21 protein-coding genes are annotated in these 20,058 nt (G+C 34.5%); 9 read left to right on the forward strand and 12 right to left on the reverse strand.

Annotated features, from left to right (window positions below; genetic code table 11):
* Positions 1–65 precede the first annotated feature (65 nt).
* A complete protein-coding gene (locus ACM39_RS12150) occupies positions 66–578 on the reverse strand; it encodes a YceI family protein (protein ID WP_048511317.1) in 513 nt (170 codons plus the stop codon).
* A gap of 253 nt (positions 579–831) precedes the next feature.
* On the opposite strand from ACM39_RS12150, the gene ACM39_RS12155 reads away from it, so the two are divergent.
* The 5 genes from ACM39_RS12155 to ACM39_RS12175 all read left to right on the forward strand — a co-directional run bounded on the left by ACM39_RS12155 (position 832) and on the right by ACM39_RS12175 (position 6,330).
* Complete coding sequence (locus tag ACM39_RS12155; protein WP_048511318.1) at positions 832–2,979, forward strand: S9 family peptidase; 2,148 nt, start codon at positions 832–834, stop codon at positions 2,977–2,979.
* 9 nt (positions 2,980–2,988) lie between these two features.
* Complete coding sequence (locus ACM39_RS12160) at positions 2,989–4,059, forward strand: acyltransferase family protein (protein WP_048511319.1); 1,071 nt, start codon at positions 2,989–2,991, stop codon at positions 4,057–4,059.
* Between the two features lie 90 nt (positions 4,060–4,149).
* Positions 4,150–5,175: an LLM class flavin-dependent oxidoreductase gene (locus ACM39_RS12165; protein WP_048511320.1), complete on the forward strand. Its 1,026-nt coding sequence runs from the start codon at positions 4,150–4,152 to the stop codon at positions 5,173–5,175.
* A 286-nt stretch (positions 5,176–5,461) separates the two neighbouring features.
* A complete protein-coding gene (locus ACM39_RS12170) occupies positions 5,462–5,713 on the forward strand; it encodes a VF530 family DNA-binding protein (RefSeq protein ID WP_048511321.1) in 252 nt (83 codons plus the stop codon).
* Between the two features lie 74 nt (positions 5,714–5,787).
* Positions 5,788–6,330, forward strand: coding sequence for a peptidylprolyl isomerase (locus tag ACM39_RS12175; RefSeq protein WP_228377110.1), 543 nt, complete (start codon positions 5,788–5,790; stop codon positions 6,328–6,330).
* A gap of 52 nt (positions 6,331–6,382) precedes the next feature.
* Here ACM39_RS12175 and ACM39_RS12180 read toward each other — a convergent pair whose 3' ends face one another.
* Together ACM39_RS12180 and ACM39_RS12185 are read right to left on the reverse strand one after the other, a co-directional pair.
* On the reverse strand, positions 6,383–6,760 hold the full coding sequence (locus ACM39_RS12180) for a YchJ family protein (RefSeq protein ID WP_048511322.1): 378 nt from the start codon (positions 6,758–6,760) through the stop codon (positions 6,383–6,385).
* 96 nt (positions 6,761–6,856) lie between these two features.
* Complete coding sequence (locus tag ACM39_RS12185; protein WP_048511323.1) at positions 6,857–8,998, reverse strand: M3 family metallopeptidase; 2,142 nt, start codon at positions 8,996–8,998, stop codon at positions 6,857–6,859.
* A gap of 47 nt (positions 8,999–9,045) precedes the next feature.
* On the opposite strand from ACM39_RS12185, the gene ACM39_RS12190 reads away from it, so the two are divergent.
* Positions 9,046–9,867 (forward strand): head GIN domain-containing protein, encoded by an 822-nt coding sequence (locus tag ACM39_RS12190; RefSeq protein ID WP_048511324.1) that lies wholly within the window; start codon positions 9,046–9,048, stop codon positions 9,865–9,867.
* A gap of 2 nt (positions 9,868–9,869) precedes the next feature.
* On the opposite strand, the gene ACM39_RS12195 is transcribed toward ACM39_RS12190, so the two are convergent.
* The 5 genes from ACM39_RS12195 to ACM39_RS12215 form a co-directional block, all read right to left on the reverse strand.
* Positions 9,870–11,753, reverse strand: a complete 1,884-nt coding sequence (locus ACM39_RS12195; protein ID WP_048511325.1) for a monovalent cation:proton antiporter-2 (CPA2) family protein — start codon at positions 11,751–11,753, stop codon at positions 9,870–9,872.
* 3 nt (positions 11,754–11,756) lie between these two features.
* Positions 11,757–12,278, reverse strand: a complete 522-nt coding sequence (locus tag ACM39_RS12200) for an NAD(P)H-dependent oxidoreductase (RefSeq protein ID WP_048511326.1) — start codon at positions 12,276–12,278, stop codon at positions 11,757–11,759.
* 193 nt (positions 12,279–12,471) lie between these two features.
* Positions 12,472–13,278, reverse strand: coding sequence for a TPM domain-containing protein (locus ACM39_RS12205; protein ID WP_048511327.1), 807 nt, complete (start codon positions 13,276–13,278; stop codon positions 12,472–12,474).
* Positions 13,259–13,690, reverse strand: coding sequence for a TPM domain-containing protein (locus ACM39_RS12210; RefSeq protein WP_048511328.1), 432 nt, complete (start codon positions 13,688–13,690; stop codon positions 13,259–13,261). The genes ACM39_RS12205 and ACM39_RS12210 overlap by 20 nt, the downstream gene beginning before the upstream one ends.
* Positions 13,690–14,298: a LemA family protein gene (locus ACM39_RS12215; protein ID WP_048511329.1), complete on the reverse strand. Its 609-nt coding sequence runs from the start codon at positions 14,296–14,298 to the stop codon at positions 13,690–13,692. Before ACM39_RS12215 ends, ACM39_RS12210 begins: the two co-directional genes overlap by 1 nt.
* A 76-nt stretch (positions 14,299–14,374) precedes the next feature.
* Between ACM39_RS12215 and ACM39_RS12220 the strand changes: the two genes are divergently transcribed.
* A complete protein-coding gene (locus tag ACM39_RS12220; RefSeq protein WP_048511330.1) occupies positions 14,375–14,869 on the forward strand; it encodes a dihydrofolate reductase in 495 nt (164 codons plus the stop codon).
* A gap of 103 nt (positions 14,870–14,972) precedes the next feature.
* A complete protein-coding gene (locus ACM39_RS12225; protein ID WP_048511331.1) occupies positions 14,973–15,539 on the forward strand; it encodes a tetratricopeptide repeat protein in 567 nt (188 codons plus the stop codon).
* Between the two features lie 61 nt (positions 15,540–15,600).
* Here the strand turns inward: ACM39_RS12225 and ACM39_RS12230 are convergent, their stop codons facing one another.
* The 4 genes from ACM39_RS12230 to ACM39_RS12245 form a co-directional block, all read right to left on the reverse strand.
* Positions 15,601–16,446 (reverse strand): T9SS type A sorting domain-containing protein, encoded by an 846-nt coding sequence (locus ACM39_RS12230; protein ID WP_082140586.1) that lies wholly within the window; start codon positions 16,444–16,446, stop codon positions 15,601–15,603.
* A 66-nt stretch (positions 16,447–16,512) separates the two neighbouring features.
* Complete coding sequence (locus tag ACM39_RS12235) at positions 16,513–17,145, reverse strand: trimeric intracellular cation channel family protein (protein ID WP_048511333.1); 633 nt, start codon at positions 17,143–17,145, stop codon at positions 16,513–16,515.
* 91 nt (positions 17,146–17,236) lie between these two features.
* Positions 17,237–17,710: a pantetheine-phosphate adenylyltransferase gene (gene coaD, locus ACM39_RS12240; RefSeq protein ID WP_048511334.1), complete on the reverse strand. Its 474-nt coding sequence runs from the start codon at positions 17,708–17,710 to the stop codon at positions 17,237–17,239.
* Between the two features lie 87 nt (positions 17,711–17,797).
* Positions 17,798–18,784 carry a D-alanine--D-alanine ligase gene (locus ACM39_RS12245; protein WP_048511335.1) on the reverse strand — a complete coding sequence of 329 codons (987 nt, stop codon included), beginning with the start codon at positions 18,782–18,784 and terminating at the stop codon, positions 17,798–17,800.
* A gap of 156 nt (positions 18,785–18,940) precedes the next feature.
* Here ACM39_RS12245 and ACM39_RS12250 point away from each other — a divergent pair, with 156 nt between their 5' ends.
* Positions 18,941–19,999: a PASTA domain-containing protein gene (locus tag ACM39_RS12250; RefSeq protein ID WP_048511336.1), complete on the forward strand. Its 1,059-nt coding sequence runs from the start codon at positions 18,941–18,943 to the stop codon at positions 19,997–19,999.
* Positions 20,000–20,058 lie beyond the last annotated feature (59 nt).

Genomic DNA, 20,058 nt, shown 5'->3' on the forward strand with positions numbered 1-20,058 from the left:
TATAAAAAAATAAAAGGTTCAAGGTTTTAGAAAATCCCTGAACCTTTAAAAATATTTGTTAAAAATTATGCCTGTTTTACGAATTGTAATTCTCCTGCCAATTTTACTTCTTCGCTTACCATTACACCTCCTGCTTCAAGAGCTGCATTCCAGTTTAATCCGAAATCTTTTCTGTTGATTTTTCCTTCAAAAGAAAATCCCGCTTTTGTATTTCCCCATGGGTCAACATTGATTCCGTTGAAGTCAACGTCAAGAGTTACAGGTTTTGTAATTCCGTTGATTGTTAAATTCCCGGTTACAGTACCATTTAATGCTTGAGCATCAAAAGTAATTGTCGGGTTAGCTTCAACATTGAAGAACTCAGCAGATTTCAGATGATTATCCCTGTCAGCATTGTGCGTTGAGATAGAATCGGTTTGAATGGTAGCTGTTGTTTTAGCATTTGCAAAAGAATCATCATCAGCTTCAATTTCAGCATTGAAGTTTGTGAAGTTTCCTTTAATATTAGAAATCATCATGTGTTTTACTTTGAAAGTAATTTCACTGTGAGCTGGGTCTAGGTTCCATTTTGTAGCCATTGTATTTTATTTTTTATTGTTATTGTATGATGCAAATGTAGGTCAAGATATAGATAGCAGTCATTGACGTAGGATAAGAAATGATTTATGTTATGGTTTTTCATATTTATTGTTAAAATCGTAACTAAATCTCACTATTAAGTTAAGAATTAATTTATGACAAAATATTAACCTCACTTTACAATTCTTTTAATTTAACATTTCTTAACGAATGATTTTTATTTCTTATTTTTGATGGATTCAATTTTATGCAATGAAATTATATAAATTTTCTTTATTGATGCTGGTCTTGGGTGGCAGCATATTTGCTCAGACTCAGAAATTCACAATGGCGGAGGCTGTTAACGGGTTGAGAACGAATTTAGCCGTTAAAAATATCTCGCAATTTTCATGGTCTGCAGATGGCAAATCTTACATCCAGGCTGTAAATGGCGGATATTTAATTACAGATTTGAAGACGAACAAACAAGACACTTTGGTATCTTTGACACAGTTGAACAGAAATTTGGCTGACAACAAATTAAAAGCAGTTCCTCAAATTAAATTTATCAGTAATTCTCAAGGGTATTTCAATTCAAATGGAAAGATGATATGGGTTGAGAAATCTGGAAGCGACTGGAAAACGAAAAATTCTGTTGCTATAGACGAAGATGCCTCTAATGTAAAGGTGTTCGGAGATAATCAGACTTTCGCTTTTACAGTAAAGAATAATTTATTTATTAATAAAAATGGAAAAACAATCGCTGTAACTAATGATTCTGATGAAAATATTCTGAACGGAGCAGCCAATGTGCACAGAAATGAATTCGGGATTGATACAGGAATTTTTCCTGCCCCAAATTCTGAAAGTGTAGCATTCTACAGAATGGATCAGACAATGGTGGCAGATTATCCCGTGATTGACTGGTCAATAACTCCGGCTGTAAACCATAATATTAAATATCCGATGGCGGGACAAGTATCTCACCAGGTTACGTTGGGTGTTTTCAATATTAAAGATCAATCAACCACTTTTTTAAATATTGAAGGTGAAAAAGACCAATATTTAACGGCAGTTACATGGAGCCCGGACTCAAAATATATTTTTGTAGCCGTTCTGAACAGAGGTCAGAACCATATGAAAATGAATCAGTATGATGCTGCAACGGGAAATTTAATAAAAACTTTATTCGAAGAAACAAGTGACAAATATGTTGAGCCACAACATCCTTTGACTTTCTTCCCAAATTCAAATACAGATTTTATCTGGCAAAGCCAGAGAACAGGATACAACCATTTATTCCATTATAGTTTGGAAAAAGGATTAATTTCTCAAATCACGAAAGGGGACTGGTTGGTTACTGAAATTTTAGGCTTTAATGAAAAGAAAAAGGAAATTTATTTCACTTCTACAAAAGAAACTCCTTTAGAAAAACATTTATATAGAATTAATTGGACAAACTTTAAAATGCAAAGATTAGATGATGCAGAGGGGGTTCATACAGGAGTTTTAAGTAATGACGGGAATTATCTGTATGATTCTTATAGTAATGCAAATGCACCGAGAGTTGTAAATGTCATCAACACAAACACTTTAAAATCAAACAATCTTCTAACTTCTGAAAATACATTAAAAAATTATCAGAGACCTGAAATTAAAAACATAAGCCTTAAAGCAGATGACGGAACTCCTTTGTACGGAAAAATCATTCTTCCGACGAATTTTGATCCGAATAAAAAATATCCGGTAATCGTTTATTTGTACAACGGGCCACACTTGCAATTAGTCACCAATACTTTCCCGGCTTCCGGAAATCTTTGGTACGAATATATGGCTCAAAACGGATATATTATTTTTACAATGGATGGGAGAGGTTCTTCAAACCGTGGCTTAAAGTTTGAGCAGGCAGTTTTCAGAAACTTAGGAACAACCGAAATGAACGACCAAATGAAAGGAGTAGATTATTTAAAATCTCTTCCGTATGTAGATTCAGAAAAGATGGGAATTCATGGATGGAGCTTTGGCGGATTTATGACGACAAGTTTTATGCTTCGTCATCCAGAAGTTTTCAAGGTAGGAGTTGCGGGAGGCCCTGTTATCGACTGGAGTATGTACGAAATCATGTATGGCGAAAGATATATGGATACACCGAAGGAAAATCCACAAGGATATGCAGCAGCGAATCTTTTAGATAAAGTTCAGAATCTGAAAGGAAAATTATTAATGATCCACGGTGCGCAGGATGATGTAGTTGTTTGGCAACATTCAATTAAGTTTATCAAATCGGCCGTTGATAACGGAATACAGTTAGATTACTTCGTTTATCCGGGACATCCACACAACGTTATCGGGAAAGACAGAGTTCATCTAATGCAAAAAGTAACAGATTATTTTGATCAGTATTTAAAAAATAATCATTAAAAATTCGGGATGACCGTTGTAAAAGTAGATAGGATACACTTTCATACCTTTGATTCTTTAAGATTCCTGTCTTTCCTTTTAGTATTCTTGCATCATGCCGGAGTTCCTGAAAATAGTTTTCTAAACTATTTTTCGAGAGGAGAGATAGGAGTTTCTTTTTTCTTTGTTTTAAGTGGTTTTTTGATCACTTATATTTTATTATTGGATAAAATAAATAATCAAAATATTTCCCTGAAACAGTTTTTTAAAAGGAGGATACTTAGAATTTGGCCATTGTATTATGCAATGGTTCTATTTGCTTTTATTACACCTTACCTGTTGGATATATTCCATATAAAGTATTCTAATGAAGGTTATACGCCCAATTGGTTTCTTACCCTGACTTTCCTCGAAAATTATAGAGTAATGTATACAGGGGGACATGCAAACGTTTCTCCATTGCCTGTAATTTGGTCTCTTTGTGTTGAAGAACATTTTTATATTATTTGGGGTCTGATTATGTATGTTATCAACCTAAAGTATGTACCAAAGTTGATTTTAATCTGTTTAGTTGTCTCATTCATATTTAGGATGATTTACAATTCTTTTAATATTTTTCCTGTAGATATTTTTGCTAATATCGGCTATTTTGCTTGGGGAGCAATTCCGGCTTATATATTTGTTTTTCATAAAAAGATTATTAATAAATTAACCCGGATATCGAGAATATATAAATACTTTTATTTTTTCATTGTAATTTTAATGATAGCAGCTCCGCTTAATATGCTCAAATTTGATTATGTTAATTGTAGACCTGATTTTTTCGGATTATTATTTTCTGTATTGATTCTGTTTACTTTGGGTAATCGAAATGTTTTCAAAATTTCGGACCGGACTGTTTTTGCCTGGTTGGGAAAATATACTTATGGATTATACCTTATTCATATGATTAGCATTATGTTATGCAGAAAAATAGGAGAAAAATATCATCTGGATTGGTATATGGAAACTTTAATGGCATTTATTTTTACAGTAATACTCGCATTTTTGTCCTATCATCTTTTTGAAAAACAATTTTTAAAGCTCAAGATTAAACATTGAGCCTGATTAATCATATCATTTCTTTCTTATCATTCATCAATGCATCTGATTTTTCATTAACCTAATTTTGTCCTATCTAAAATCAACAATATGGAATTAGGAATAGGAATGTTTGGCGATTTATCAATAGACCAGGCAACCGGAAAATATAAAGATGCAGGAATTAAAATCCGTGAAATTCTTGAGCAGGTAAAATTCATGGATGAGGTGGGTATTGATGTTTTTGCAATGGGAGAGCATCACCGTCCTGATTATGCAGTTTCGTCACCTGAAATGGTTTTGGCTGCAGCTGCAAGTATTACGAAAAATATAAAATTAGCAAGCGGAGTAACGGTTTTAAGCTCATCCGAGCCAGTAAAGGTATATGAAGATTTTTCAACATTGGATTTAATTTCTGATGGTCGCGCAGAGATTTTCGTCGGACGGGGAAGTTTCATAGAATCTTTCCCTCTTTACGGCTATTCTTTAAATGATTATGAAGAACTTTTTGATGAAAAATTAGAACTATTATTAAAAATAAATTCAGAAGAAAATGTTTCCTGGTCCGGAAATCTTCGTGCTCCGATGCAAAATCAAACAGTTTATCCGAGAGCGAAAAATGACGGAAGATTATCCATCTGGAGAGCGGTTGGTGGAACTCCGCAATCAGTTTTAAGTGCTGCACAATTGGGAATGCCTTTGGTTGTGGCAATTATCGGCGGAATGCCAATTCAGTTTAAAAATTTAATTGAATTTTATAAACAGGAATATCAAAAAGCAGGTCATGATGTTTCAAAAATGCAGATTGCCGTGCATTCACATACTTTTGTGAGCGATAACCAAAATGTAATTGAGGGATATTTTCATAATTATAAATCTCAGATGGATAGAATCGGTTCTTCGAGAGGCTGGGCTCCCTACACAAAAATGCAGTATGATGGTGGAAGAAGTAAAGATGGAGCTTTATTCATCGGAAGCTCAAAAGAAGTTGCCGACAAGATTGCCTATATGAAAGAAATCTTCGGAATCACAAGATTTATTGGGCATATGGATGTCGGAGATCCTTCGAACGATATTATGATGAAATCTATCGAATTGTTTGGAAAAGAAGTGAAACCTGCAGTCAAAAATTTATAATTAAAACCTCCACTGGAATTCAGTGGAGGTTTTTTAATTATTTAAATAATTATATGAAGTTCCTAAAAGGCAAACTCTAAATCATATCTTTAATGTGTGGATAAGAATCGGATTTAATAAAGTATCATTAAAATCCTACACCAAACTTCGGAATAATTAAAATAAGGAACTCAGAAGGTTGTGATTAAAGTTAAAATAAAAAAATTGAAGAGATAAGGATATTAATGTTAATTTTGACTGTAAACGGATATTAAAAAAGTATTAAGTAAAATAAGAATAGCGAAATATGCAGGAACAATCAAAAGATCCTCTTCACGGTAAAAGGCTTGATTCTATTTTGGAGGAATTGGTAGAATATTACAATGGTTTTGAAAAATTGGGTGAACAGATTAATATTAAGTGTTTTACAGATAATCCCAGTATCAGTTCTTCTTTGAAATTTTTACGTAAAACAGATTGGGCAAGAACAAAAGTCGAAAGCTTGTATTTGTATGTTTTGAGACAGAAAAAACGTGACGAAGCAGGAAGGAGGAAGTGAAAAATATGATATTGATTTAAAATCCTTCTTTTAGTATTTTTCCCTTAATCAATCATTTCAAAAACAGTATATTTGTGGCGTTAATCGTGAAAGAAAATCACGAAAAAAAGAAAAATATGACAATTGAAAACAACCACGTTGTAGCTGTAAAGTATATACTTCACACAATCGGAGAGGATGGTAATAAAGTTCTCGTAGAAGAAACAACAGCAGAAAACCCACTTACATTTTTGTATGGTGTAGGAATGATGATTCCAAAATTTGAACAAAACATCCTTGGTTTGAAAGCTGGTGATAAGGCAGACTTTGTGATTCAGCCGGAAGAAGCTTACGGTGAGAGACAAGCAGATGCTATCGCTCAATTACCAATTGATATGTTTAAAGAATCTGGAGTTCCTCCCGTAGGAGCTATTTTACCTTTATCTGATAATCAGGGAAATAATTTTCAGGCATTTGTAGTAGAAGTTACTCCAGAAGCTGTAGTTGCGGATCTTAATCACCCAATGGCTGGGAAGGTTTTAGATTTCCAAGTAGAGATTTTAAACACACGTCCTGCGACAGAAGAAGAGTTGTTTCACGGTCATGCTCATGGGATTGACGGAAACGAAGCTCACTAAAAATAAAAATGTCCGATTTTTATCGGACATTTTTTGCAATATTGTTGATTGTTTAATCTAAAAACTCTCCGCTTACATAAAACCAGCGGTTTTGAATCATTTTGAATTGTGATAACTCATGATGAACGTGTTTTTGTCCATTTTCATCAATGTAATGAGCTTTAAATTCTACTTTATTCATTGATGGCTTATCTACAATTTCCAGATGTGTCCATTCATTAATTTCTCCCCATTCCTGCAAATCTTTTGTATTGTGAAACTGCCTTTTGCTTGGAGAAGTTGTTTTCATTAAATATTCCCCATTCGGAATTGCAAACGCCGAAAACCTAGAACGCATTAAGGCTTCTGCAGTCGGAGCATTTTTTTCTCCTGTATGATAAGGTTTGCAACATTCTTCGTATGATTTTTCGGAACAACAAGGACAGTTCATTTTCTATTATTTTAGATTGCAAAAGTCTTAAAAGTTTTTCTTTAATTAAAATTTAGCATAAAAAAAGCATCCAAAAAATGAATGCTTTTTAAAAATTTATCTAATAAAACCTCTGTTTCTCAATAAAGGTTTGATATCCGGATCGTGTCCTGTAAAATCCCTGAATGCCTGATTCAAATCAACAGAATTTCCAACAGACAGAATATACTTTCTGAAGCGATCTCCGTTTTCTCTTGTCAGTCCACCGTTGTTTTTAATCCATTCCCAAGCATCGTTATCTAAAGTCTCAGACCATAAATATGCATAATATCCTGCAGAATAACCGCCTCCCCAAATATGTGCAAAATATGGAGTGTGATATCTTGGAGGAACTGTTGCTAAAGTAAACCCGTGATTTGCTAGAGATTGTTTTTCAAAATCTAAAACCGGAACTAGTTGACTTTCATTTGTCACAGTATGCCAATCCATATCAAGAGCTGCTGCAGAAACTAATTCTGTAGTCATATAACCTTGGTTGAATGTTGCTGCCTTTTTTATTTTATCAACCAAAGTCTGAGGAATAGGTTGTTTTGTTTCATAATGTAAGGCATAATTTTTCAAAACAATTGGGTCTAAAGCCCAGTGCTCGTTGATTTGCGAAGGAAATTCCACAAAATCTCTCGGTACATTTGTCCCTGAAAGTGAAGGATATTTCTGACTGGCAAACATTCCGTGTATAGAGTGGCCAAACTCGTGAAACATTGTAGAAACATCATCATAGCTAATTAATGAAGGTTTCCCCGGAGCCGGTTTTTGATAATTGTAGCAGTTTACAATCACAGGTTTTGTTCCCAATAAATAAGATTGCTCAACGAAATTACTCATCCAGGCTCCTCCGTTTTTAGAATCTCTTGTGTAGAAATCTAGGTAATAAATTGCGATAGATTTTCCGTCGTGGTCAAAAACTTCATATGTTACTACATCCGGATGATAAGTGGGAAGATCTGTTCTCTTCTTGAAAGTCAGTCCGTAAAATTTTTCAGCAGCGTAGAAAACTCCTTTTTCCAGAACTGTTGTTACTTCGAAATAGGGCTTGATTTGGTTTTCATCTAAATCAAATTTAGCTTTTCTCACCTGTTCGGCATAAAAATTCCAGTCCCAAGGTTCAACTTTGAAACCTCCTTTTTGCTGATCAATCAAATCTTGAATATCTTTTGCCTCGCGCCTTGCCGTTTCTACTGCAGGTGTTGCAATCTGATTCATCAATTTTGTTGCAGCTTCCGGAGTTTTAGCCATTTGATCTTGTAACTTCCATTCTGCATAGCTTTTCTTACCTAAAATCTGGCCTTTTTTTAGTCTTAATTTAGCTAATTTTTCTATTGTTTCCCTCGTATCATTACCATCACCTTTTTCAGCTCTTAACCAGGATGCTTTAAACAGTTTTTCTCGGGTTGCTCTGTTTTTAAGGTTTTGTAAAAGAGGCTGTTGAGTTGTATTTTGTAAAGCTAAAAGATATTGACCTTCTTTTCCTGCATTTTTAGCATCGATAGCTGCAGCGGCAATTTCGTCAGCAGAAAGTCCGTCAAGTTCTTTTTCTTCAGAAAAGAAAACACCGCCCACTTTTCTCGCCTCTAATAATTTGTTTGAATATTGTGTAGAAAGTGATGCTAATTCTTGGTTGATTTGCTTTAATTTTTCTTTGTCTGCCGAGGAGAGGTTCGCTCCTGCGATTTCAAAGTTTTGTTTATAATACTGTAACAGTTTTTTACTTTCAGAATCTAGACCATCTTCCTGGATTGCTTTAATTCTTTTATAAAGATTGTCATTAAGATACATTTTATCAGAATGTGCAGCGAAAACCGGAGCATATTCTTCATCTAAAGCCTGTAAAGTAGGATTTGTGTTGGCGCTTGTTAGGTTTGAGAAGACAATTGTTGCTCTTTTCAGGACTTCACCACTTTTTTCCAATGCCACAATTGTATTTTCAAAAGTTGGAGCTTCTGTGTTGTTGGCAATTTTAATGATTTCGGCATCGTGCTGTTTTAATCCAAAATCAAAAGCAGGTTTAAAATGTTCATTTTTGATTTTGTCAAACTCCGGAGCTTCATATTGAAGTTTACTTTTCTTCATGAAAGGGTTTGACGAAAGGGAAGCATCCGGTGAAGGAACTTCCTGTTGATTATCGGCTTTTTTCATTGTAGTACAAGAGTAATTAAATGCTAATGCTGAAATTAATAATACCGATGTAATATTTTTCATAAATTAGTTGTTATTAAAAGTATAAAGATATTAAAAACGTAGTAAGCATGAAAACAACACCATTTTTTATTTTTTCAGCCTTCTTGTTATTGACCTCATGTAATGAGAAACATGAGAGAAGCTATAAGGATAACGACAAAAGCAGCTGGGTAGAAAAGGTCGTAAACAAAGGCAATGGACCATTAAAACAAAAAGAAATAAGCGGCAGTTTTGATGAAATAGAAGTTTCTCAAGCCATTGACGCTGAAATTATAAAATCTGAAACGGAAAGGGTGGTAATTTCTGCTCCTGAAAGTATTATTGACGAGGTTTTAGCTGAAATCGACAGAGGAAAGCTTCACATCCATTATAAAACGGGAATCAGAGTCACCAATATGAATAGGGTTACTGCTAAGATTTATACAAAAGATTTTACAAAACTTAAAGCCAATTCTGCAGCAAGTATTACGGTAAAAGAAAAGTTTGTTCAGGAAAAGACTGAAATTGAAGCTTCAAGCGCAGCAAATATATCAGGAGATTTAGAAGCAAATGATTTTGAAATTTCTATAGGAAGCAGCAGTAGTTTTAGTGGTAAAATCTGGGCTGTAGACTTGGATATTGAAGCCTCTTCTGCGGCGAGTATAGATATTTCCGGGAAGGCTAAAAATGCTGAAATAAGTTCTTCATCAGGAAGTAGTGTTTCGGCTAAAAATGTGATTGCTGAGAATGTGAAGGCAGAAGCTTCAAGCGGAGCTAGTGTTGAAATCAGTGCTACGGCAAAAGCAGATGCCAGCGCATCTTCTGGAGGTAGTGTAAATATCTATAAAAAAGGACCTGTAACGACCATCAATAAAAGAGAAAGCAGCGGAGGAAGTGTATCTGTAGAATAAAATTATACAAGGGTTTCCTCATCGTCGTCATCGGATGAGGGATCTTCCCATTCTCTGTTTTCAAAATTGAGATTATCATAGGCTAATAATTCCTCCTCTCTTTGGAGGATTTCTTTTGTGGTAAATAAAAGAATTTCATCATCATTATCCTTGGCTCTGGCTAATCTCCTGATGGATGCTCTGTCAATTGCCATAAATCTTTGTCCCAGGCGCCTTGCTGCATATTTTCGCATTCCGGTTTCATGAAGTACATCTACTGCCATATCGACAGCTGTTCCTAATGTTTCACGATAAATATTATTAATCCCGTTATTTAAATAATTATAAGCGTCAATTCTATTTTTGGCTCTGACAAAAATTTTCACACTTGGATAATGTTCACGAACTAAATCAGTAATAAATTTGTTATCAGCAGGATCATCAAGACAAAGAACCAAAATTTCGGCATCTTCGATCCCGGCAGCACGTAAAGTGGGAATTTTTGTGGCGTCTCCATAATAAACTTTAAAACCATAACTTCTCAACAGCTTTACGCGATCAGAATCTCTGTCCAAAATTGTCGCTGAAATTTTATTGGCCTTCAATAAACGTCCTACTGTACTTCCAAAATGTCCGAAACCAACAATAATAATCTTCTTTTGAGAAACGTCGCTGTCAAAAATATTAAAATCATTTTCTTCTTCAGGGATTTCTTTAATAAACTTCGGAGTGATAATTTTATCATTAATAATTAGAAGAAAAGGAGTAATGCACATTGTAATTGCAGTAACAGCCATCATTTGAGCATTTAGTTCAGGACTTAAGAGATAAAGGCTCGATGCATAATTAATTAAAACAAACGCAAATTCTCCAACTTGTGAAAGTGCAAAAGCATAAAATAAACTTTGAGGAGTATCGATTCTGAAAAATTTTCCGATAGTGTATAAAACTATAAATTTTACAGTCAATACGGCAAAAACCGTACTGAAAATAAACAACGGATCTTTTTGAATAATATTAAAATTCATTGTTGAACCCACGCTCACAAAGAATACGGCCAATAATAATCCTTTAAACGGATCAATCTGTGCTTCCAATTCATGACGAAATTCACTGTTGGCAAGCATTACACCTGCAAGAAAGGCACCCAAAGCCGGAGATAGGCCTATGACAACCATCAGCTCAGAAACCCCAATCACTAAAAATAGGGAAGAGGCAGTTAAAAGTTCAGTCATTCCCGATTTTGAAACATATCTTAAAAATGGGACGAAGACATATCTTCCCAATAGTATCAAGATAACAACGCCCAAAATTACGGTTGCAGCCTGTAACCACTCCGGAAGAGTCTGAATAAGAACCTGAATATTATTATCGTTGTGCCTGGCTTTATAATTCGCAATAATCGGAAGTATAGCCAAAATAGGAATCACGGCAATATCCTGAAATAAAAGTGTCGAAAATGAAGCTTCTCCTGCAAGGGTTTTCAAATTATTTTTTTCCTGTAATGTCTGTAAAACAATAGCTGTAGAGGATAATGCGAAACATATTGCAATGGCTATTGCTTTGTCAATACGCCAGCCTGCCCAGATGAAGAGTAAAAAGAGCAGCGAAATCGTCAGAATCATTTGGGTCAGCCCCAGCCCTACGATTTTTTTCCGCATCTCCCAGAATTTTCGGGGTTCCAGTTCTAGTCCGACTAAAAACAAAAGCATAATAACTCCGAATTCACTGGCGTGCATGATGTCATTTACATCTTTTCCTGTTAATCGTAAAACGTATGGCCCTATAATTATACCTCCTGCAATATATCCAATCACAGAACTTAAGCCAAGTTTTCTCGCCAGCGGAACCATAATGATGGCTACGCCTAAGAAAATAAGGGTGTTCATTGCTAAAGTAGATTCCATATTTTACTGGTTAAGGAATTCCATAAATTCTTTTTTATGAAAAATAATTTCTTTTTTGGATAATTTATTGGCCTCGTAAACTATTTTTATATTTTTAATATTGGCATTAAAGACATTTAAAGAAACAATAAGTCCGCTGATGAGTTCTTCCACAGTATATTTATAAGTGCCTTCTTTACTGAAGGATCTTTCTTTCCCGCCTGTGGTAATCAGAATATGAATTTCTTTACCTTCCAACGGGTTGTACTGATCTTCTTTCAACCAGTCTCTATCAAAAACTTCGTCTATCCAAAGTCGTAACAAAGGAGGCATTCCGAACCAGATTAAAGGAAACTGAAAAATAAAACGATCATAATTTTTTATCCTTTTTCTTTCTCTGAAAGCTGCAATATGAAAATCAGGATATTCTTCGTAAAGATCCCGAAGGGTAAAATGCTGATGACGAACGTAGAAATTGATAAGTTCTACATTCGAGTTTGAGTGCTCTAGATAGGGATGCGCAAAAACTACCAACGTCTTCTTCATAAGCCTGTTTTCAGTAAATTTAGCGAAAAAAAATTGAATAAAAGGATGGTTTTATGTGGGTTTATTAATTTTTTAATATTAAAATTTGAATATTATGTTAAAATAAATCAATTTAATGACAATATTTTATGTTTTGAATAAAAAAAACCGGACAATTTTTGCCCGATTTATATTTTATATCATCCTTTCTGAATTACCAACCTCCGGAAGCGCCTCCTCCTCCGAAACTACCTCCTCCTCCGAAGCCACCAAATCCGCCGCCGCCGGAACTTCCGCCACCAAATCCACCACCGCCGAAACTGCCGGGAAAAGGAAAAAATCCTCCGGGATAGTTTCTACGACCTCTTCTTGAGATGATAACGTCATCATCGTCATTATTTCCGCCTCTTCCTCCTCCTTTATTGCCGAAAAGAATAACAATAATAATGAAGATAATAAAAGCAATAACTAAAATTTTAAAAACACCTGCATCACCACCGGTATCAGGGTTAGCCAAAGGTTTGAACTTTCCCTGTACTGCTTCCATAATGGCAGAAGTGCCACCATTGATACCTTCATACCATTCGCCTTGTTTAAAATGGGGAGTAACGATGTAATCTAAAATCTGTCCTGCGACTGACGCTGTCAAGTATTGCTCAACCGCTCTTCCTTGCTGAATAGACATGGTATGGTCTTCAGTTGCGATTAGAAAAACAACACCATTGTCAACATTCTTCTTCCCGATTCCCCATTTTTCTCCAAACATTGTGGCTAAAAAATTTACGTCTTCGCCTTTTGTAGAAGGAATAATAACAACCTCGATCTCTGTTGAGGTAGAATCTGCAAACTTGATAAGTTTATTGTTCAGTTCCTTTTTTTCCTGTTGAGAAAGAATCCCTGCTTCATCGTAAACAGGATAAAGGATATTAGGTTTCGCAGGAATGGTATATTGTGCTGATACAAATGTGTAAAAGCATATTAATAAGAATGAAAATACTAGTTTAAGAGAACGTAATTTCATTAGGAAGTTCATTATGATTTTCTCCTGTAACAGGAAAATGTTTTTTTAGTTCAAGGCCTGTTTCCAGAATAGCACTTTTTAAGGCTTTATGATAATTTCCTTTTGCAAACTCAGAGGTAATATAATCATGCAGATAATCCCAGTAAGACTGATGTACTTTTTCATGAATCCCAATATCACCGATGATAGTAAGATATTTCTGTTCAAAATTGACATGAAAAAGCACAGCATTTCTTTCTGTAGTTTTATTCATACAAAGATCTTTGAATACCTGAAACGCAATTTCTGCATTCTCATTTTCAGTATTAGAATCTATATGCACTCTAATTTCTCCGGTAGAATGTTCTTCTGCTGATTGAATAGCTTCCACAAGGGAAGCTATTTGCTGATTTGTTAAGAATTTATTATCCATTATTCTGAAAATACTTCAGGGGCTTTGTTTGCGCCTGCTTCAGCTTTGAATAAAGGCTTTTCTTTAAAGTTTGTAAAATTCGCCAAAATATTATTCGGGAATTGCTTTATCGATGTATTATAATCCTGAACGGCAGAATTATAATAAACTGTTTCAGTTCTGATGCTGTTTTCGATAGCGATATATTCTCTTTGGAAGTTAATGTACTGCTGATCGGCTTTTAAGTTGGGATACTGTTCTACAACAGCCATCAATCTGCTTAAAGCACCTGTCAGTTCACCCTGCGCAGCCTGGAATTTTGCAATATCCTGTTCTGTCATGTTGGTAGGATCTACATTGATAGAAGTCGCTTTAGAACGAGCTTCGATTACTTTTGTAAGCGTTTCCTGCTCAAATTTTGAATAAGATTTTACTGTTCTTTCCAGATTAGGGATCAAATTGGCTCTTTTTTGATAAACAGTTTCTACGTTTGACCATTTTGTATTTACAGTTTGTTCTTTTGTTACAAAGCTGTTGTAGCCGCTTTTACCCCAGAAGAATATCACAGCAACAATAATAAGGAGAGCAATACCAATAGTTCCGGCGCTCAAACAACCCTTGTTTTTCATAGTTTATTTTTTTTTAAATTTTTTTGTGCTAACCAAATATACAAATTATGTGCTAATTTTGCAGAAAATTATTTTAATGACAACAATAGTGGTGGCAATGGGAGAGAAAAATGAGATTGGTTGTAATAATCAGTTACTTTGGCATCTTCCGAAAGATCTAAAACATTTTAAAGATTTGACTTCGGGGCATCCGATCATTATGGGTAGAAAAACATATGAAAGTATAGGAAAGCCTCTTCCTAACCGTACCAATATCGTTGTTTCAAGAAAGAAAGACTGGTTTGAAGAAGGGATTTTAATTGTTGGAAGCATCAAAGAAGCTGTAAAGTTTGCAAAAAAGATTGATGAAAATATTTTCATTATCGGTGGAGGAAATATTTATGAACAAACGATCGAAATTGTTGATAAACTAGAAGTTACTTTAGTAAAAGCTGATTTGGAAGCTGATACATATTTCCCGAAAATTAATCCTGAAATTTGGAAGAAAACTGCTGAAGTTTGTCATGAAAAAGATGAAAAAAATGGGTATGATTTCTGTTTTCAGACATTTGAAAAAATTAATGCAGATTAGTCAATACTTACGAACAATAGTTGGAGCTGTGGAAAAATTCTCATTTCTAACTTCTAGTTTCTATCTTCTAAATTCTTTATCTTTGCACTTCTAAAATTTAATAATGAATAAGTACATAAAAATTGTAGTTGCCGCACTTCTTATCATTGGCGGACTTTCTATGATGATTTTTACAAGAAATTTAGGGTGGGGAATTGTAATTTTCCTTTTAGCCTCACTTCCTATCTTGACTTTCTTTAAAAATGAATATATTCTTTTGGCTTTTTGGCAATTGAGAAAACAAAATATGGAGAAAGCAGCGGCTTGGCTGAATAATATCACAAATTATAAGGCTCAGCTTCACAAATCTCAATATGGATATTTCCATTATTTATTGGGATTAACCCAAGCTCAGGATCACCCCACAAAAGTAGAGCCTCTAATGAGAAAAGCACTTGATTATGGTTTGAATATGAAACATGACAGGGCAATGGCAACGTTGAATCTTGCAGCAGCAGCAATTTCTAAAGGCAGAAAACAAGAAGGTCAAAAATTGTTGGAAGAAGCTAAGAGACTAGACAGCGCAGGAATGATGACTGACCAAATCAAAATGATGAAGGATCAGCTGAAAATGCCTACGATGCAAAAGCATATGCATAATCCGAATATGAGAAACAGAGGAAAATTCTAGAAAGAAATTTTTTAATAAAAAAGGCAGAAAAATTACTTTCTGCCTTTTTTTTGTGAAGATTTTATTGTTTAATAATCTTTATGGTTTTTGATGAACCATTTTTATAGGTCAGTTTTACTAAATAATTTCCGGAAGAAATATTTATAAGATCGAGAGAAATTTCTTTACTGTCAGATTTTTTAGTCAAAATTTGTTGTCCCATCATATTATAAACCTCAACAGAAGTAATATTTTGGTTCGCGGAAATCGTCAAGATGTCTTTTACAGGATTTGGATAATACTTTAAAGATGTATTTCCTTCAATTTCAACGGTGCTCAGATTTTGAGTAAAGTATAATTTGATATTGGTTCTATTGGGTGTTAAAGTCATCGTTCTGGTTTCATTCCATACATTGGAAATACTGCTGTAATAAGATGCTTTGTTTGTCGCTGTTGTATAAGAATAACGTGGTGGAGAAAGGGTGTAATTGCCTGATGTATGTACTACTAAAACCATTAAATTTTTCGTGGAATCATTATAATTAAAAGGAGTTGTAAGCTGTATATTTTGCCAACCTAGAACATTATTATCAACATTTCCCGAATAAACTAAAGAATACCCGGCTAAACTCGCAGTATTTGCAATAGTACTTTGATCCGTCATTTTCATATAAATGGATACATTACCGGTTGTTGTTGCATAGGCATTAGCAGTAATATTCCATCCAACAGCCGAAATATTTCCGGTAATTCCTATATCTGAACTGTCATAGATCGTTTCACTGGCTCCGTTTTCAAATAATCTTGTAATAGGAGAATAGTACCAGTCATTTGTCCCTGTTCCTATAATTACTTCCTGCTGGGCATTAATTTTCATAGTTCCCAGCATGCTAATTAATAAGATGTAAAAAAGAGTAAATTTTTTCATGATCTTTAAATTTAATTAGCATAAATGTAGTAAATTTTTAATATAAAATCGTTTTAGTTGTTTTTACTACATTTCTGAATTTTGTTCATGACCATAGAATTTTGGAATTTGCCAATGGTATTTTACGGCAAATGTCCTTATCCCCACAATCAATAAAATGGTGAAAATCTGAATGATTGTATAAGAAAGATGGCTGAAATTTGTTAATAATAAAAATACTGAACCTCCTATAATACAGGCGGTTGCGTAGATTTCTTTTCTGAAAATCAAAGGGATGCGGTTCAATAAAATATCCCGGATAATACCTCCGAAACAACCGGTGATCGTTCCCAAGCCAATACATATAAGGGGATGAATATCAGCATTTAACCCTTTTTGTATGCCGATTATGGTGAAAAGGCCGAGTCCGAAACTGTCAAAAATAAATAATGTTACTTTAAAGTTTTTTTCCAAAGACTTGAAAATCATTGAAAAAATGCTTGTAATAATAATTACGGCACAAGTCAGTAGATCATGCATCCAGAACACCGGAATATCCAATAATAAATCTCTTACGGTTCCTCCTCCCACAGAGGTTACAAAAGCAATGATAAGTACTCCAAAGGGATCAAGACGTTTTTGCATAGCTGCAAAACTCCCTGACATTGAAAAGGAAATCGTTCCGAGTACTTCTATGGCAAAATTGAACTGTTCGTGCATGTTTTATAAATAATAAATGATAATTAACGAAGTGGTATCTTCCTAAGCAAATTTTCTACCATTCTATCAATTATCATTTATTGTGTATCAGCTATTTTATTTTTTTTTCAACTCTTACAGAATCAGGAACTAATAATTCGTATTCTCCGCCATGATTAATAATTTCCCTTACAATACTGCTGCTGATGAAAGATTTTCCGGATGAGGTCAACAAAAACACAGTTTCTAATTTCTTGTGAGCTAAAGTTCTGTTTGTGTGAGCTATGGCTTTTTCAAATTCAAAATCGGCAGGATTTCTTAACCCTCGGATGATGTACTGTGCGTTTTTTTCAAAGCAGTAATCAACTGTTAAGCCTTCAAAAAAATCGACTTCCACGTTTGGAAATTCTGCAACAGAATTTTGGATAAATTCCATTCTTTTTTCCAAAGGAAACATATATTTTTTCTGAGAATTTTGTCCTATAGCAATAATTAGTTTATCAAAAAGCGGCGCCGCTCTTTCTATAATATCGTAGTGTCCTAAAGTAATAGGGTCAAATGAACCCGGGAAAACAGCAATTTTCATGTCTTAAAAGAGTTTTGAGTTTCGGTTTTTGAGTTTCGGTTTTATCCAAACGCAAACTTCTAACCTTTAATTTCTAACGTCTAAAAATTATTTTTTATGTAAAGCTTTTTCAACCTCGTTTCCACAAAGGTCTGTGATAGAAATTCCGTAAATTTTAGCCTGCTGGGGAAGAATGCTTGCAGGAGAGAATCCCGGATTTGTATTCATTTCCAACATGTATGGAATCCCGTTCATTAAGATAAACTCACTTCTTGAAAAACCACTCATTCCCAGGGAATTGTAAGCTCTTTTCGAAATTTCTTCAACTCTGATTCGTGTCTCATCGTCGATTCTTGCAGGGGTAATCTCCTCTGAAGCACCTTCGTATTTAGCTTCATAATCGAAAAATTCGTTTTGAGGAACAATTTCTGTAATTCCTAAAACAATAGTTTCGCCTTTATAATCGATAACTCCTACAGAAACTTCCATTCCGTCAAGGAAACTCTCAATTAAAATTTCATCGTCTTCTTTAAAAGCAACTTCAGTGGCAGCAATCAATTCTGATTTTTCTTTTACTTTTGAAATTCCTAAAGAAGAGCCCGATTGATTGGGCTTAACAAAAACAGGTAACCCAAGTTTTTCTATAATTTCGTCTACATTGATGTTTTCCCCTTTTCTTAAATATATGCTTTTTGCTGAAGGAATTCCGTATTTTGACAATACTGCTAATGTATCTTTTTTATTAAATGTTAAAGCGCTTTGATAAAAATCACAACCCGTATATTTTTGTCCTATAGCATCCCAATATGCCTGGAGAATACCGTTTTCACCCGGAGTTCCGTGAATAATGTTGAAGCAGACATCAAATTTTAATATTTCATTGTTGTCTAAAGTCACCGAAAAATCTCCTTTATTGATGGCTTGTTTTTTATCATTTTCACCTAAAAAATACCATTCGTCTTTAAGGACAACTACTTTATATACATTATATAGATTTCTGTCTAAAGAATCGTAAATTAATTGACCGCTTTTTAATGACACAACGTATTCATCAGAATAGCCTCCCATTACTACGGCAACACTTTTTTTGCTCATAATCATATAGTATCAATTAAGGCAAATTTAAACATTTTATATAATGCAATAAGGGAAATTCAGAAATTTTAAAATAGGAAATGAAATGTGTTAAATAAAAAGCACATTCTAAAATTATTAGCTATATTTGCCGTTATAATTAAAGTATTTTTAAGTATGCTTAAATCACTTTTCAATTGGAAAGTTTTACTGAACTTAGTAGTAGCCATAGGGGTTTTTGTGGGGTTGGTTTGGCTTACATTTCGTTGGTTAGAGTATCATACGAAACATGGTCAGGAAACACCCGTTCCAAATGTTGTTAATAAATCTGTGCATGAAGCTATCAAAATATTAGATGATTCCGGGCTGGAATATGAGGTTGATAGTTTTAAATATGATCCTAAATACAGACCATTTCAGGTTCTTCAGGTGTATCCTTCACCCGGTTCAAGAGTGAAAGACGGAAGAACAATTGTTTTGAAAGTAAACCCAAGAACCTGGGCAAAAGTTGCTGTTCCTGATGTTATTAATAAATATGCAGGATTAGCTTTCCAACGCTTGGATCAGGTAGGTCTGAAAGTAGGAGATACTATCTATGAGCCAAGTATCCAGAAAGATGCTATCATCAGAATGCTTTTCAAGGGTAACGCTATAAAGCCGGGAACTTTGATTCCTAGATTTTCTACAGTAGATGTTGTGGTGGGTTCAGGGCCAATGAGAAATATTTCAATTCCGAATGTTGTAGGTTTAACGGTAAAAGAAGCGAGAGCAGTAATTGCCAGAAGCTTGTTTGAAGTAGGGCTGGTAGATCACGAAGACGGAAGCAAAGATGAGTCTGATATTGTTTATTATCAAGATCCTGCCTCTGGAGATGTTCGGGATCAGGGAATGCAGATGGATCTGTGGGCGAGTAAGAAAACTCCGGCTGAATTACAGGCAAAAATCAATCAATTGAACTCTATGTATCGTATGAAAATAGATACTTCATTGCCTCCCGTGCAATATGAAGAAGTTCCTATTCATCAGGAGCCTGTTTATGACAATCCACCGCCAGTACCAAGAAGAGAAATTCCGAAACCTGAACCGGCAAAAACTGAAGTTCCTAAAACAACGGCTCCGGCTTCGAAACCGGCAGTTTCTACGTCAGGTAATAATACTAATTCAGGAAGTAATAATAAACCTGCTGCAACTCAGCCTGCAGAAAAGCCAAAAGCTAAAAAGGTAGTAGTAGAATAGTAACTACTTATTATAAAAAATACAGGCTTCAACTTTAATTATGTTGAAGCCTTTTGTAT

Origin of the sequence: Chryseobacterium sp. FH2, assembly GCF_001045455.1 — a bacterium.
In the GTDB taxonomy this organism is placed as follows: Bacteria; Bacteroidota; Bacteroidia; order Flavobacteriales; family Weeksellaceae; genus Chryseobacterium.

Bases quoted from the DNA above. Each gene is read 5' to 3' on its own strand.
- ACM39_RS12215 (WP_048511329.1), bottom strand. From the start codon at position 14,298: ATGAAAAACAAGGGTTGTTTGAGCGCCGGAACTATTGGTATTGCTCTC.
- coaD (WP_048511334.1), bottom strand. From the start codon at position 17,710: ATGAAAATTGCTGTTTTCCCGGGTTCATTTGACCCTATTACTTTAGGA.
- ACM39_RS12210 (WP_048511328.1), bottom strand. From the start codon at position 13,690: ATGGATAATAAATTCTTAACAAATCAGCAAATAGCTTCCCTTGTGGAA.
- ACM39_RS12225 (WP_048511331.1), top strand. From the start codon at position 14,973: ATGAATAAGTACATAAAAATTGTAGTTGCCGCACTTCTTATCATTGGC.
- ACM39_RS12195 (WP_048511325.1), bottom strand. From the start codon at position 11,753: ATGGAATCTACTTTAGCAATGAACACCCTTATTTTCTTAGGCGTAGCC.
- ACM39_RS12160 (WP_048511319.1), top strand. From the start codon at position 2,989: ATGACCGTTGTAAAAGTAGATAGGATACACTTTCATACCTTTGATTCT.
- ACM39_RS12165 (WP_048511320.1), top strand. From the start codon at position 4,150: ATGGAATTAGGAATAGGAATGTTTGGCGATTTATCAATAGACCAGGCA.
- ACM39_RS12245 (WP_048511335.1), bottom strand. From the start codon at position 18,784: ATGAGCAAAAAAAGTGTTGCCGTAGTAATGGGAGGCTATTCTGATGAA.
- ACM39_RS12230 (WP_082140586.1), bottom strand. From the start codon at position 16,446: ATGAAAAAATTTACTCTTTTTTACATCTTATTAATTAGCATGCTGGGA.
- ACM39_RS12190 (WP_048511324.1), top strand. From the start codon at position 9,046: ATGAAAACAACACCATTTTTTATTTTTTCAGCCTTCTTGTTATTGACC.
- ACM39_RS12235 (WP_048511333.1), bottom strand. From the start codon at position 17,145: ATGCACGAACAGTTCAATTTTGCCATAGAAGTACTCGGAACGATTTCC.
- ACM39_RS12155 (WP_048511318.1), top strand. From the start codon at position 832: ATGAAATTATATAAATTTTCTTTATTGATGCTGGTCTTGGGTGGCAGC.
- ACM39_RS12250 (WP_048511336.1), top strand. From the start codon at position 18,941: ATGCTTAAATCACTTTTCAATTGGAAAGTTTTACTGAACTTAGTAGTA.
- ACM39_RS12205 (WP_048511327.1), bottom strand. From the start codon at position 13,278: ATGAAATTACGTTCTCTTAAACTAGTATTTTCATTCTTATTAATATGC.
- ACM39_RS12185 (WP_048511323.1), bottom strand. From the start codon at position 8,998: ATGAAAAATATTACATCGGTATTATTAATTTCAGCATTAGCATTTAAT.
- ACM39_RS12200 (WP_048511326.1), bottom strand. From the start codon at position 12,278: ATGAAGAAGACGTTGGTAGTTTTTGCGCATCCCTATCTAGAGCACTCA.
- ACM39_RS12150 (WP_048511317.1), bottom strand. From the start codon at position 578: ATGGCTACAAAATGGAACCTAGACCCAGCTCACAGTGAAATTACTTTC.
- ACM39_RS12180 (WP_048511322.1), bottom strand. From the start codon at position 6,760: ATGAACTGTCCTTGTTGTTCCGAAAAATCATACGAAGAATGTTGCAAA.
- ACM39_RS12170 (WP_048511321.1), top strand. From the start codon at position 5,462: ATGCAGGAACAATCAAAAGATCCTCTTCACGGTAAAAGGCTTGATTCT.
- ACM39_RS12220 (WP_048511330.1), top strand. From the start codon at position 14,375: ATGACAACAATAGTGGTGGCAATGGGAGAGAAAAATGAGATTGGTTGT.